The following is a 13,283-nucleotide window of genomic DNA, read 5'->3' on the forward strand; positions in this document are numbered from 1 at the left end:
AATCCGTTTAGTAGGTGAACGATTGAAGAATAATAGATCGATACAGCGGTGTCTATCCATCATGCGGGCCTTCCGCGGCAACGGACGGCCCACGTTGGCCGAACTGGCGCGCGCGGTCGACCTGCCGCATGCGACCGTGCTGCGGTTCCTGCAGACGCTGGAAGAAGAGGGTTATGCCGCGCGCGAAGACAGTCGCTGGCGCCTGACGCCGTTGGTGTTCGAGCTGGGATTTGCCGCCATGGAGAGCCTGGGGGTGACGGACACCGTGCAAGAGATCCTGCAGAAACTGGCCGACGCCTATTCAGGCACATCCAATCTGGGCGAGGCCAACCCCGAAGGCGTGATCATCATCGGCCGCGCCATGGCGCCAGCGGAACGCCGCCGCCTTGTGGTGATGAACCTGCGCGTGGGTAGCGTGCTGCCGCCGGCCAGCGCGCTGGCCGGCGGCTTGGCCTTGGCTCCAGGGCAGTGGACCCGGTTCGATTATCCGGACAGCAACCAGGTGTCGGTCGCGGTGCCCGTGCCGCGGGCGGGTTCGCGCCTGCTGTCGGTGGGAATATCGGTGGCCGCCCCAGAGGTGGAAGGAAACCGGTTGGAGGCCGATATGGTCCCCGCTTTGCAGCAGGCGGCAGAGACCATTGCCGGCGTGATCCGGGTCGGCGTAGTGTGAGCGAACAGCCAGGGTTCAGTCCTGGGCGGCTTGCGGCAGCTTCGCGATCACCTTGATTTCGAAATCGAAGCCGCTGAGCCAGGTCACGCCCACTGCTGTCAGCGTCGGGTAGGGCGCCGCGCCCCAGTATTCCGGCACCACCTGCCAGATGGTCTCCATCCTGGAGGCCGGATCGACCATGAACACCGTCGCGTCGACTACATCATCGAAGCTGCAGCCGGCCGCTGCCAGGATGGCTTGCAAATTGCGGAATGCAAGTCGCACCTGCTCCTGCAGGTCCGGCTCCGGCGTGCCGTCCTCGCGGCTGCCTACCTGTCCCGACACGAACAGGAATCCGTTGGAACGGATCGCGGGGGAGTAGCGGTGGCGTTCATAGAGGGCATGGCGCCCGGCGGGAAAAACAACGTCGCGTTTGCTCATTGTGAGTCTCCATCGATGGGCCGAATCCGGCCCGGCATTGACGATGTAGGCACTTTAGGTGGCGTGGCGTCCGCGATAAACGCGCAAGTCCAACCATCACTGTTTGTAGAATCCAAATAATCCGGAAAGCGGGAGCAGAGATGGACCGTTTCGATGCGATGCAAGCGTTCGCCCGCGTGGTGGAAACCGGCAGCTTCACCAAGGCGGCCGAAACCCTGCACATGAGCAAGACCAGCGTGACGCAATTGGTGCAGCAACTGGAGGCGCGCCTGCGCGTCAGGCTGCTGAACCGCACCACCCGGAAGGTCAACGTGACGGCCGACGGCGCCGTCTACTATGAACGCGTGCTGCGATTACTGGCCGATATGGACGATGCCGAGACCAGCCTGTCCGGCGCCTCCGCGCTCCCGAGGGGGCGCCTGCGGGTGGACGTGCCCAGTCCGCTGGCGCGCATGATCCTGGTGCCCGCGTTGCCGGCCTTTCATGCGCAATACCCGGACATCCAGCTGGACATGGGCGTGAGCGACCGGATCGTCGACCTGATCGGCGAGAACGTGGATTGCGTGGTGCGCGGCGGCGAACTGACCGACCAGTCCCTGATGGCGCGGCGTGTGGGGGACCTGCGGCTCGGCGTCTACGCGGCGCCTGATTACCTGAAGCGCGCCGGCGCGCCCGCGCATCCGCGCGATCTCGAGAACACGCATCATCGTATCGTGGGCTTTCTGTGGGCGCGCAGCGGCAAGGCTTTGCCGTACGCCATGCGCCGCGATGGAGAAAGCGTCAAGGTGCAGGGGCGCTACGTGCTGGCGGTCGACGACGGCAACGCCTATCTGGCGGCAGGCCTCGCAGGAATGGGCGTGCTCTGGCTGCCCGACTACATGTCTCGTGGCCACGTCGAGCGGGGCGAACTGATCCCGTTGTTCGAGGATTGGCGCCTGGATTCCATGCCGATGTACGTTGCGTATCCGCCCAACCGGCACGTGAGCGCCAAACTGCGGGTTTTCATCGACTGGGTCGCCGAATTGCTGGGCCAGTACGCGCCGCAATAGGCCCGTGCCTGAGCTCACATGCGCTCGCCCGGCAGCTCGCTGGCCTGCTTCACCCAGGCCATGAACTGCGCTTCGTCCAATGCGTCGTCCTCGCGGATGTCGAGGTTGCGTGTGTCCTGGCTCTTGGACGGTCCAGGGGGCAGGGGCCGCAGCTTGGCGCCGCGGAAGAACGCCACCTTGACGTACTTGGCGTAGCAATGGATGCCCAGGAACCATCCCTGGCCTTCCACTCCGTATAGCGGCGAATTCCACTTCACTGCCTTGTGCACGCCGGCAACGGCGAGTTCGATCAGCGCGTCCAGGCGGCGGCCGAGTTCGGCAGCACGATCCGCTTGACCTCAAGTCGACTTCAAGTGCAAGACTTGCTGCTTTCTGGCGCGGGCCGGACAGGAATCCTTTCTTGCGGCCGGCCTTGACGAAACCTCTGGGAGTTCAGGAATGTGGGATGAACGCTACGCCGTTGATGAATATGTGTATGGGACGGAACCGAACGCCTTCCTGGCCGAGAACGCGGGGTTGCTGGCCGGACCGGTGCTCAGCCTGGCGGAGGGAGAGGGGCGCAACGCCGTTTTCCTGGCCTGCCTGGGCCTGGATGTGCTGGGCGTGGACGGCTCTGCCGTCGGGCTCGCCAAGGCGCACAGGCTGGCGGCCGCGAAGGGCGTGTCGATCCGTACCGAAGCCGCCGATTTGGCTGCGTATGAACCGCCGCCGGAATCGTATGGCGCCGTCGTGTCGATTTTCGCCCACACGCCTAGCCCGGTGCGCAAGAGGCTGCACCGGCTGGTGGAACGGTCCCTCAAACCGGGCGGCATTTTCCTGTTGGAGGCATACCGCAAGGCGCAACTGGGCCGGGGCACGGGCGGCCCCCCTGATGCCGACATGCTCATGGCCCGCGCGGACCTGGAGCAGGACTTTGCGAATTGTCAGGTGTTGCTGTCGCGCGAAATCGAACGGGACGTGGTGGAGGGGATATTCCACACGGGCCCGGCGTGCGTGGTGCAGTTCATTGCAAGAAAGCAGTGACGCCGGGCAAGCCCGGTGTGCCGCATTCCGGCATTCATTCCGGAATTTCCGGCTCCACCAGACGCATCAATTGCGCCAACGATTCCTGCCAGCCCAGGTAGCACATTTCAGGTGGAATCGCCGCCGGAATGCCCTCTTGCACGATGCTTACCTCCGTGCCGCACGCGACTTGCCGCAAGGTGACGGTGGTCTGCATGCGGCCGGGCAGGTTCGCGTCGTCGAACTGGTCCGAATACCGGATTTTCCGGCCGGGCTCCAGTTCCAGGTACTCCCCGCCAAAGCTGTGGCTGTGGCCGGTGCCAAAATTGCGGAACGACATCTTGTGCATGCCGCCCACCTTGGCGTCGAGCTCATGGACCAGGCAGGTGTAGCCGTAAGGGGGGAGCCAGCGCGCGATCGCGTCGGGCTCCAGGAAAGCCCGGTATATGCGTTCGGCCGGTGCGCGCATCACGCGGTGAAGGGTAACGGTTCCGGTAGTCATGGTGAGTTCGCCTTTCAAAAAAGTTGTGCGTACTGACACGACGTACCAGAGGACTGGAAATCGACAGCGGAAATCCTGGGGGAAACCCTTAGAAAGGCACAATCCGTTGCGATGCGGCCACGGCGCCGCAAGGCCTGACGCGGTCTTTTACTCAATGGGCTCTCGCATGACCAGCGCCGCGATCGTGTGGTTTTTCCAGAACACCTGATGAATCCGGGGCACCAGCACGCGCAGTTCTTCCGGGCTGGCGCCGTCGAAGGTCACCAGGACGGCCGGCCGGTCGCCCGTGCTGGGAACGCGCTGGATGCGGTCGAAGGACGGAAAGCCATACTTCACCAGGAAACTCCTGATGTCTTCGTCGGAAGTGCTGTCGTCCACATGGTTGATCAGTAGGGCAGCCATGGTCGCTTCTCCTGTGGGAACCGCCGGGCGGGCGAGAATGGGCTCCGCCCGCGCCGCTCAATACTTTGCTGGAACCAGGCGCAGCGGATGTCCCGGATCACGGTAGCCCCCGGCCTTTTGCCGCTTGGGCAGCTTCACTTTGGCTCGCGGCATGCGCTTGTAGGGGATATGGGCGAGCAGGTGGCTGATGATGTTCAGGCGCACCCGCTTTTTGTCGTCGGACTGCGCCACGAACCATGGCGAAACGCTGGTGTCGGTCGCCGCGAACATGTCGTCGCGGGCGCGCGAGTAGTCGTACCAGCGGCTGTAGGAATCGAGGTCCATCTTGGTCAGCTTCCAGACCTTGCGCTCGTCGGTAATGCGGGCCTGGAGCCTGCGCGTCTGCTCTTCTTCGCTGACTTCAAGCCAATACTTGAGCAGGATGATGCCGGAGCCCACGATCGCCCGTTCGACCAGCGGCACGCCCTTCAGGAATATCTTGACGTCGTCCTTCGTGCAGAACCCCATCACACGCTCGACGCCGGCCCGGTTGTACCAGCTGCGATCGAAGATAACGACCTCGCCCGCCGCAGGCAGATAGGGCAGGTAGCGTTGCATGTACATCTGCGTTTTCTCGCGGTCCGAGGGGGCGGGCAGGGCGATCACCCGGAAGACCCGCGGGCTGACGCGTTCAGTGATTGCCTTGATCGTTCCGCCCTTGCCGGCGCCGTCGCGCCCTTCGAAAAGGATGCAGACCTTGGCTCCTGTCTGGCTGACCCACTCCTGGAGCTTGACCAGCTCCACGTGTAGCCGGGCCAGTTCCTCGGCGTACTTTTTGCCGGAGAGCTTGGCCGGCGCCGGCGGCTTGTCCTCTGCTGCTGCTTTCTTCTGAGCTGTCATGATGGCACTCCAGAATCGCTGCGGGGAATCGGTCGGAACACTCGCTTTTTGAATGTAGCGCCAACTTGCCGCGCTTGTACACAAGCCGCTTGGGGGCAGTCCTTTTTGCCGAGACAGGGGCCTCTGGCGGGAAGCGAAAAAGGCCAATAGAATCAACTCGCACGCAAAGTACTGATCGTTCAACCGATGGCATCTCGCTGAGGCGAAAAGGTACCCTTCGATTTTGACCGTCCGGCGCTTGCGCAACCGGCAGTAAAGCCGGACAGTTGCGGCGCGGACCGAGGCGGCCACGCTGCGCCCTGCCTGGATCAGGCTGCGTCGTGGACCATGGCGGTTAGGCTCTTGACGGACCTGTTACCCGATGTCGCCGCTGACTTGTTGGAATCGGCTGCTGCTGATCGGCACGCTGTGCCTGGGTGGTTGCATGCGTGTAGGGCCGGACTTCGAGCCCCAGCGCACAAGCTGGACGGCCGACTGGAGCACGCCCGGGCTGCAGCAGGCCAGTCGCCAGCAATTGCAGCCGGACGCCCGGCAGTGGTGGCAGGTTTTCGAGGATCCCATCCTGGAATACCTGATCTCCCAGGCCGACGCGCACAATGCCGGCCTGCAGATCGCCGGCCTGCGGATCATGGAAGCTCGCGCCCAGCTCGGCATCGCCCAGAGCGGCCGCTATCCGCAGTCCCAGGTTGTCGGCGCCAATGCCCTGTATCAGCACCGGTCCTCGCGCTCGGCCGAAGGCAATCCGCGGCCCAGCAGTTTCTGGCAGTACAGTGCCGGGTTCGACATCGGCTGGGAGCTGGACTTCTGGGGGCGTTTCAGCCGCGCCATCGAGTCGGCCGATGCCCTGTACTTCGAGGCCCAGGCCAATCGCGACGACGTGCTGGTGCTGCTGCACGCCCAAGTAGCGGAGAGCTATTACGCCCTGCGGACGGCCGAGGCGCGGCTGCGTATCGCGCGCGAGAACGCCGGCATCCAGAAGCGCAGCTACGAGATCACTCAAAAGCTGTTTCGCAGCGGCGAAACCGACGAACTCGATCTGCAGCAGGCCCGGACGCAGTACTTGAGCACCCTGGGCACCATTCCCGAATTCGAAAGCCAGATCATGCGGACCCGCAACGCCCTGGCCATTCTGATCGGCCGGCCGCCCGGTCCCATGCCCGAGCTGGATGACAAGACGGCGGTCGTTCCGCTGATCGATCGCGCGGTGCTCCAGGACGTGCCCGCCAACCTGTTGTTGCGCCGTCCCGACATCCGGGCCGCGGAACTGCGTATTGCCGCGCAGTCGGCGCAAGTGGGCGTGGCCGAGGCGGACCTCTATCCTTCCCTGACCCTGCTGGGCAGCATTGCCTGGTCGGCCACGTCATTGGCGGGGACGGCGGGTGGCACGGCGCTGCTGGCGGGGCCCGTCCTCAGCTGGAACGTGTTCGACCATGGACGTCTGCAAAACAATGTGCGCGTGCAGGACGCGCGGTTGCAGCAACTGATCGTGGCCTACCAGGACGATGTGCGGCAGGCTGCGCGCGAGGCCGATGATGCGGCCAGCGGCCTGATCAAGGCGCTGGAGCGCGACGGCATCCTGCAACAGTCCGCGCAGGCGGCCGGACGCTCGCTCAATCTGGCCAACGCTCTCTACCGCGAAGGCTACACCGATTTCCAACGCGTGCTGGACGCGCAGCAGGCGCTCGCGGTCCAGCAGGATGCCTATGTCGTGAACCGCGGGGGCGCGGTCAGCGACCTCATCGCGCTGTACAAGGCGCTGGGAGGAGGTTGGTACAGCCCGGAGCCGGTGCTCGACCCGGCGGCCCGTGAACAGATGCAGCAGCGCACCAATTGGGGTGACCTGCTGTCCGAGCCGGTGCCTGCCGGCGCCGCAGCCATACCCGCGCAAAAGGTGCGACCCAATGAGTGACACCCCGCCTTCGACTGCCGCGCCCGCGCCGGATCCCGCGAAAAAGGGCGTCCGCTGGGCAGTCTTGCTCATCGTGCTGAGCCTGGCCTGGTATCTGCTGGCCGACCGCTATACCCCGTACACGCAGCAGGCGCGTGTGCAGGCGTTCGTGGTGCCGGTGGCATCCGAAGTGTCAGGGCGGGTGACCCGGGTGTATGTGCGCAATAACCAGGACGTCCAGGCCGGCGCGGTTCTGTTCGATGTGGATCCGGAGCATTACCGCATTGCGGTGGACCGCGCCCGCGCCGAACTGGAATCTACGCGCAGGCAGATCGGCGCCAGCACCGCCGGTATCGACTCGGCGCAGGCCTCCTTGCGCGCCGCGCAAGCGAATGAGTTGAAGGCTCGCCAGGACAGCACCCGGCTTGAAAGGCTGTACCGCGAAGACCAGGGAACCGTCTCGCTGCGGCGCCTGGAAATCGCGCGGGCGAACCAGGCGCAGGCCATCAGCCAGGTCGCGGCGGCGCGCGCAGAGGTGCAGCGCGCGCGCGAACAGGAGGGCGGCAGCGAGGAGGACAATGCCAAGCTGCGCAGCGCGGCGGCGGCCCTGGAGAAGGCCGAACTGGACCTGGCCAATACGCAGGTGCGGGCGCGCTCGGCGGGCCTGATCACCGATCTGCGCACCGATACCGGGCAATTCGCCGCCGCCGGCAACCCGGTCATGACGCTGATCGCCATCCATGACGTCTGGATCAGCGCGGAGATGACCGAGAACAACCTGGGCCACGTGGAGCCAGGCACTCCGGTGTCCATCATCCTGGACGCGCTGCCGGGGCAGATTTTCCAGGGCCGTGTGCGCAGCGTGGGATATGGCGTCAATGTCGGACCGGGCACGCCGCCCGGCAGCCTGCCCACGGTGCAGAACAGCCGCGACTGGCTGCGGCCCGCCCAGCGCTTTCCCGTCATCGTGGAGTTCGATCCCGGCGACCTGCCCGTCTTGAGCGGCGTGCGCGTGGGCGGGCAGGCGGAGGTCATGGCGTTTCCCAGTTCAGGCAATCCGCTCAACCTGTTGGGCCGTGTGTACATGCGCTTGATGAGCTGGCTTTCCTATGCGTACTGATCCTGATCCCCGTGGCCAACGCGCCCTGCGCGTGGGCTTGGGAACGGCCTTCTGCGTCGCCATCAGTTTTGGTCTGGACCTGCCCATCCCCATGATCGCGCCGGTGCTGGGCGTGCTGCTGCTGGCTTCGATGAACCGGCCGCTGTCGTTCAAGAGCGGGCTGGGCCTGATGCTGATGGCGCTGCTAGCCACCGCCATCGGCCTGCTGCTGAGCCCGCTGTTGCGCTACTACCCCTTGAGCGGCGTGCTGCTCATAGGCTTGTGCCTGTATTTCGCCTTTCGCCATGGGCTGCGCGGCGGCAACAACCTGTTGTCGACTTTTCTCATCATCGGGCTGACCATGATTTCCGCCGCCGGCACGGTGGATTTCGCGCTGGCCGCCCTGGTGATCGAGGCGCTTGGCAAAGGCCTGTTGGTCGCGGTGCTGGTGCTGGGCGGTTGCCATCTGTTGTTCCCCGAACCATCCGCCGCGCCCGCGCCGCCCGCAGCGCCCGTCCTCCCCGAACTTCAGGCCAGCCGCATGGCCCTGCGTGCCTCGCTCGTCGTGATGCCCGCCTTCCTGCTGGCGCTGACAGACCCGTTGGGATACATGCCCATCATCCTGAAATCAGTCAGCCTGGGACGGCAAACCTGCGTCACCGCGGCGCACGGCGCGGCTCGCGAACTGCTGGGTTCCACCTTGCTGGGCGGCGCGCTTGCCATCCTCTTCTGGTGCGCGCTGAGCCTGTTCGTGAGCCTGTGGATGTTCTTTCTGTGGATGTTGCTGTTTGGCCTGGCGGCCGCGCGCAAGCTGTATCGCCTGAGCCCGACCCGGCACCCGCCCAGCTTCTGGCTGAACACCCTGGTCACGCTCATCATCCTGCTGGGCCAATCGGTGCAGGACAGCGCCGCTGGTAAGGATGTCTATACCGCGTTTGCGGTGCGCATGGGCTTGTTCATCGGTGTCACGCTCTACGCCTGCCTGATGCTGCGGCTGCTTGAATCGCGGACCCGCGGGCAGCCGGGACCAGACCCCGGACACGAAGCTTCAACTGCAGTTCCCTCAGACGCTTGAATCAGGAGGAAGCCATGTCATTGCCAGACGAAACGGCCCAACCCGCGCCCGCGGCGGGATGGCGCTTCAAATGCGGGATCGGACTGTTCATCATTGCCTTCGCGCTGTGGTTCCTCATTCCCGTGGCGGGCTACCTGGACGTGCCGGGCCCGCGCATCGCGGCCCTGACCGGCACCATATTCATCGCCAACAAGGTATTGCTCCTGAGCTGCATCGCCGTCATGGGCAAGGAGGGCTTCCAGCGGCTGAAGTCCATTGTGTTCGGCCACGCGAAGAAACTCGCGCCCGTGCAGAAAGTGGGCCCGGTCCGCCATGCCATCGGCCTGGTCATGTTTCTACTGCCCATCCTGACCTCGGTGCTCGAACCCTACATCGACGAAATGTGGCCGGGCCTGCGGCCCAACCTGTGGCAGGCCCAGCTTGTTGGCGACATCATGCTGATCGCCAGCTTCTTTGTCCTGGGCGGGGACTTCTGGAGCAAGTTGAGGGCGTTGTTTGTGCGGACGGCGTAGCGCAGGGTCCCCAGCGCCTGCTCCATCGTCCGGCCTGGCGGCGTTTCATAGGAAAATGCCGCCAGGCGCTCCAAAGCGCACCCCCAAGACCGACCAGGACTCGCCATGCCCCAACTCGATATCTATCAGGTAGACGCTTTCACTGCCGCGCCTTTCGGCGGCAATCCCGCTGCGGTGGTGCCCTTGCAGGCCTGGCTGCCGGACGAAACGCTGCAGCGCATCGCCGAAGAAAACAATCTGTCCGAAACCGCCTACTTCGTGCGCAAGGGGGATATCTTTGAACTGCGCTGGTTCACACCCGCGGTGGAGGTGGACCTGTGCGGCCACGCCACGCTGGCGTCGGCCTGGGTGCTGTTCGAGCAGCTAGGCGTGCATGAGGACTTGCTGCGGTTTTCGACGCGCAGCGGTGAGCTGCAGGTGCGCCGCTCGGGCGACCGGCTGGCCATGGATTTTCCGGCCAAGCGGCCCGAAGCCCGGCCAGTTCCTGCCGGTCTGTTGCAGGCGCTGGGCCTGCCTGATGCACAGGCGCTCTACCAGACGGATGACTACCTCGTGATTGTCGAGAACCCCGCGCTGATCGATGCCTTGAAACCGGACTTCGCCGCGCTGGCGGCTTTCGACGTGCGCGGCGTGGCGGTGACGGCGCCTTCGACGGAATTCGATTTCGTGTCGCGCTGGTTCGGGCCGCGGGTGGGGGTGAACGAGGATCCGGTAACCGGATCGGCGCACACGTCGCTGGCACCGTACTGGGCGGAGCGCCTGGGCAAGCGCCGGCTGAGCGCGCAGCAGGGCGGAGCGCGCAAGGGCCAGTTGCAGTGCGAGGTACTGGACAACGGTCGGGTGATCATCAGCGGCCAGGCGGCGTTGTATCTGCGCGGTTCGATCTTCGTATGAAGCCGCAAGGCTGCGGTCGGCGAGCGGCTGGGTGAGGGCAAAAAGGGATTGACACGATTTATGCTCAACACTAGCATAAATCGTGCCCTTTTTTTGACCCTTAAATGCTCAAAATGAGCATAAATTGCAGCCAGGAGCCGCGCCCATGGACACCCGCAACCGCCGCTACATCGAATTCGATCTGCCTTCCGCGCCAAGCTGCGCAAGCGCCGTCGGCCAGGCCTGGGCCCGCGTGCCCGAAACTTTGCCGGCCGCCGACCGCGTCGCTTGCGTGGCCCGCATACGAGAACTGCTCGCGCGAGAGCGCGCGGTGCTGGTCGCCCATTACTACGTGGATGCCGAATTGCAGGAACTGGCGGAGCAGACGGGCGGTTGCGTCGGCGACTCCCTGGAGATGGCGCGCTTCGGCCGCGACCACGCGGCTCGCACCTTAGTGGTGGCCGGTGTGCGCTTCATGGGCGAAACGGCCAAGATCCTGAGCCCGCACAAGCGCATCCTGATGCCCGACCTGGATGCGACGTGTTCCCTGGACCTGGGGTGTCCGGCCGCCGGTTTCAGCGCCTGGTGCGATGCCCATCCCGACCGCACGGTCGTGGTCTATGCCAACACCAGCGCCGAAGTGAAGGCGCGCGCGGATTGGGTCGTCACCTCGTCCATTGCGCTGGACGTGATCGCCGACCTGCATGCGGGGGGCGAGAAAATCCTGTGGGCGCCGGACCGGCATCTGGGGGACTACGTCCAGCGCCAGACTGGCGCCGACATGCTGCTGTGGCAGGGTTCGTGCCTGGTGCATGACGAGTTCAAGGGCACCGAACTGGAGCTGCTGCGAGCCGAGCACCCGCAGGCCAAGGTGTTGGCGCATCCCGAGTCGCCCGCGGCCGTGTTGGCGCAAGCGGACGTGGTGGGTTCGACCACGCAACTGATCGATGCCGCGCGCAAGTTCGACACTGCGCTGCTGATCGTGGCCACCGATCAAGGCATCCTGCACAAGATGCGTGAGCTGGCGCCAGGCAAGACTTTCCTCGCCGCGCCGACGGCGGGCGACAGCGCCAGCTGCAAGAGCTGCGCGCAGTGCCCCTGGATGGCGATGAACGCCCTGGCCAATCTGGCCGAGACGCTGGAGCACGGGCGCAACGAGATCCTGCTGAATCCGGCGCTGGGCCTGCGCGCCAAGGCGCCGATCGACCGCATGCTGGACTTCGCGGAGCGGCGCAAGCGCCGCGTACAGGCCAGCGGCGACCTGGCGCGTGACATGGCGCTGTATGCCAGCGTCGGGGCCGCCTAGGACTATCGGAGGTTCGCTCATGGAATTCGACGTCATCATCATTGGCAGCGGATTGGCTGGCATGGCCGCGGCGCTGGAACTGGCCCCGCGCAAGCGCGTCGCGCTCGTCTCCAAGGGCGAGTTGCGCGACAGCGCCAGCAACCGCGCCCAGGGCGGCATCGCCGCGCCGCTGGGCGCGGACGACAGCATCGAGGCGCATGTCAACGACACCCTGGTCGCGGGCGCCGGCCTGTGCGACTTGCCGGCCACGCGACACATCATCTCCCGGGCCTGCGGCGCGATTGCCTGGCTGCAGGAGCAGGGCGTCGCGTTCACGCCGGAGCAAGGCGGATTGCATTTGACGCGCGAAGGCGGGCACGGCCTGCGTCGCATCGCGCATGCGGCGGACGCGACCGGCAGCGCCATCGTCGCGGCGCTGGAGGAGCGGGTGCGGCGGCACCCCGGCATCACGCTGCTGCAAGCGCATTGTGCCGTGGACCTGATCCTGGACGGCACCGCAGGTACTGCCGCGGCGCGTTGCCGCGGCGTGCGCTTGCTGGACCTGCGCAGCGGGCGGACCTTCGACGCAGCGGCCGGCCATGTCGTGCTGGCCACGGGCGGCGCGGGGCAGGCATACCAGACGACTACCGCGCCGCCAGCCGCGACCGGCGACGGTATTGCCATGGCCTGGCGCGCGGGCTGCCGGATCGCCAACATGGAGTTCACGCAATTCCATCCTACCGGCCTGCATCATGCGCAGGCGGGCGGATTTCTCATCTCCGAGGCCGTGCGCGGCGAAGGCGGCGTCCTGCGCCTGCCCAACGGCGCGCGTTTCATGCCGGCGCACGATGCGCGCGCCGAGCTGGCGCCGCGCGACATCGTAGCCCGTGCGATCCAGGGCGAAATGGAACGGCATGGGCTGGAGTGCGTGTACCTCGACATCAGTCACCAATCGCCGCAGTTCCTGCGGCAGCACTTTCCCACTATCCAGGCGCGCTGCCTGGCGCTGGGCATCGACATCACGACGACCCCCATCCCGGTTGCGCCCGCCGCGCATTACACCTGCGGCGGCATCGCCGCCGACCCGGCCGGACGCACCAATCTGCCTGGCCTGTACGCGGTGGGCGAGGCCGCCTGCACCGGACTGCACGGCGCCAACCGCCTCGCCAGCAATTCGCTGCTGGAGTGCGTGGTGACGGGTCGGGCTGCGGCGCAAGACATACTCGCGCAGAAGCCGGCCGAGGCTCCCCAACGAACGCCGGCGGCCGACGCAATCGCCGTGCCGGCGTCGCCCGATCTGGCCTGGCTGCGGCGCGACCTGCGTCAGCTGATGAGCCGAGACGTGGGCGTGCTGCGCAGCGATGCATCGCTGGCGCGCGCGGCGGCCTTCATTGGTCCGCTGCGAGCACAGACGGAGGCGCGGCTGTTGCGCGAGGGCCTGAGCCTGGAACTGCTGGAGCTGCGCAATTTGGCTCTGGTGGCTGATCTCATCGTGCGGGCGGCGAGTGCACGCGGAGAAAGTCGGGGGGCGCATTTCAACCGCGATCGTCCGGGCGCGGACGCCGTGGATTTGCGGCCGCGCGCGCCTGCCGTAACCGTGTAGAGGCGCGCAGGACGGCTTCCGGCC

Annotated in this window: 14 protein-coding genes and 1 pseudogene; 10 read left to right on the plus strand and 5 right to left on the minus strand. The window is 65.8% G+C overall.

What is annotated here, in order from left to right; all coding sequences use genetic code 11:
• Nucleotides 1–22: 22 nt before the first annotated feature.
• Complete coding sequence (locus VCS63_RS20360) at nt 23–670, plus strand: IclR family transcriptional regulator (RefSeq protein WP_063641237.1); 648 nt, start codon at nt 23–25, stop codon at nt 668–670.
• A 15-nt stretch (nt 671–685) separates the two neighbouring features.
• Here the strand turns inward: VCS63_RS20360 and VCS63_RS20365 are convergent, their stop codons facing one another.
• Nucleotides 686–1,090: a RidA family protein gene (locus VCS63_RS20365; RefSeq protein ID WP_042794312.1), complete on the minus strand. Its 405-nt coding sequence runs from the start codon at nt 1,088–1,090 to the stop codon at nt 686–688.
• A 140-nt stretch (nt 1,091–1,230) separates the two neighbouring features.
• Between VCS63_RS20365 and VCS63_RS20370 the strand changes: the two genes are divergently transcribed.
• The gene (locus VCS63_RS20370) at nt 1,231–2,139 is read left to right on the plus strand and encodes a LysR family transcriptional regulator (protein WP_042794311.1); all 909 of its coding nucleotides are present in this window, start codon (nt 1,231–1,233) and stop codon (nt 2,137–2,139) included.
• A 14-nt stretch (nt 2,140–2,153) separates the two neighbouring features.
• Here the strand turns inward: VCS63_RS20370 and VCS63_RS20375 are convergent.
• Nucleotides 2,154–2,453 (minus strand): annotated as a pseudogene (locus VCS63_RS20375) (DUF1801 domain-containing protein); the annotation flags it as partial.
• A 124-nt stretch (nt 2,454–2,577) separates the two neighbouring features.
• On the opposite strand from VCS63_RS20375, the gene VCS63_RS20380 reads away from it, so the two are divergent.
• Complete coding sequence (locus VCS63_RS20380; RefSeq protein WP_063960495.1) at nt 2,578–3,162, plus strand: SAM-dependent methyltransferase; 585 nt, start codon at nt 2,578–2,580, stop codon at nt 3,160–3,162.
• Between the two features lie 34 nt (nt 3,163–3,196).
• Here the strand turns inward: VCS63_RS20380 and VCS63_RS20385 are convergent, their stop codons facing one another.
• The 3 genes from VCS63_RS20385 to ppk2 form a co-directional block, all read right to left on the minus strand.
• Nucleotides 3,197–3,643, minus strand: coding sequence for an SRPBCC family protein (locus VCS63_RS20385; protein WP_042794310.1), 447 nt, complete (start codon nt 3,641–3,643; stop codon nt 3,197–3,199).
• 147 nt (nt 3,644–3,790) lie between these two features.
• Nucleotides 3,791–4,045 carry an RNA-binding protein gene (locus VCS63_RS20390; RefSeq protein WP_063641239.1) on the minus strand — a complete coding sequence of 85 codons (255 nt, stop codon included), beginning with the start codon at nt 4,043–4,045 and terminating at the stop codon, nt 3,791–3,793.
• Nucleotides 4,046–4,102: 57 nt separating this feature from the next.
• A complete protein-coding gene (ppk2, locus tag VCS63_RS20395) occupies nt 4,103–4,924 on the minus strand; it encodes a polyphosphate kinase 2 (protein ID WP_063641240.1) in 822 nt (273 codons plus the stop codon).
• Between the two features lie 361 nt (nt 4,925–5,285).
• Between ppk2 and VCS63_RS20400 the strand changes: the two genes are divergently transcribed.
• From VCS63_RS20400 to nadB, 7 genes are all read left to right on the plus strand, one after another.
• A complete protein-coding gene (locus VCS63_RS20400; protein WP_323880870.1) occupies nt 5,286–6,833 on the plus strand; it encodes a TolC family protein in 1,548 nt (515 codons plus the stop codon).
• Nucleotides 6,826–7,932, plus strand: coding sequence for an HlyD family secretion protein (locus VCS63_RS20405; RefSeq protein WP_313378461.1), 1,107 nt, complete (start codon nt 6,826–6,828; stop codon nt 7,930–7,932). The genes VCS63_RS20400 and VCS63_RS20405 overlap by 8 nt, the downstream gene beginning before the upstream one ends.
• Entirely contained in the window at nt 7,922–8,986 is a 1,065-nt protein-coding gene (locus VCS63_RS20410) for a DUF2955 domain-containing protein (protein WP_323880872.1), read from the plus strand. The genes VCS63_RS20405 and VCS63_RS20410 overlap by 11 nt, the downstream gene beginning before the upstream one ends.
• 14 nt (nt 8,987–9,000) lie before the next feature.
• Nucleotides 9,001–9,498 (plus strand): transporter suffix domain-containing protein, encoded by a 498-nt coding sequence (locus VCS63_RS20415; protein ID WP_042794308.1) that lies wholly within the window; start codon nt 9,001–9,003, stop codon nt 9,496–9,498.
• Nucleotides 9,499–9,603: 105 nt separating this feature from the next.
• Nucleotides 9,604–10,392 carry a PhzF family phenazine biosynthesis protein gene (locus tag VCS63_RS20420; protein WP_323880874.1) on the plus strand — a complete coding sequence of 263 codons (789 nt, stop codon included), beginning with the start codon at nt 9,604–9,606 and terminating at the stop codon, nt 10,390–10,392.
• Nucleotides 10,393–10,537: 145 nt separating this feature from the next.
• Complete coding sequence (nadA, locus tag VCS63_RS20425; RefSeq protein WP_323880877.1) at nt 10,538–11,677, plus strand: quinolinate synthase NadA; 1,140 nt, start codon at nt 10,538–10,540, stop codon at nt 11,675–11,677.
• A 19-nt stretch (nt 11,678–11,696) separates the two neighbouring features.
• Nucleotides 11,697–13,259, plus strand: coding sequence for an L-aspartate oxidase (gene nadB, locus VCS63_RS20430; protein WP_301882931.1), 1,563 nt, complete (start codon nt 11,697–11,699; stop codon nt 13,257–13,259).
• Nucleotides 13,260–13,283: the final 24 nt, after the last annotated feature.

The sequence above is a fragment of the Achromobacter sp. D10 genome, assembly GCF_035282245.1.
Classification (GTDB): domain Bacteria; phylum Pseudomonadota; class Gammaproteobacteria; order Burkholderiales; family Burkholderiaceae_B; genus Achromobacter; species Achromobacter insolitus.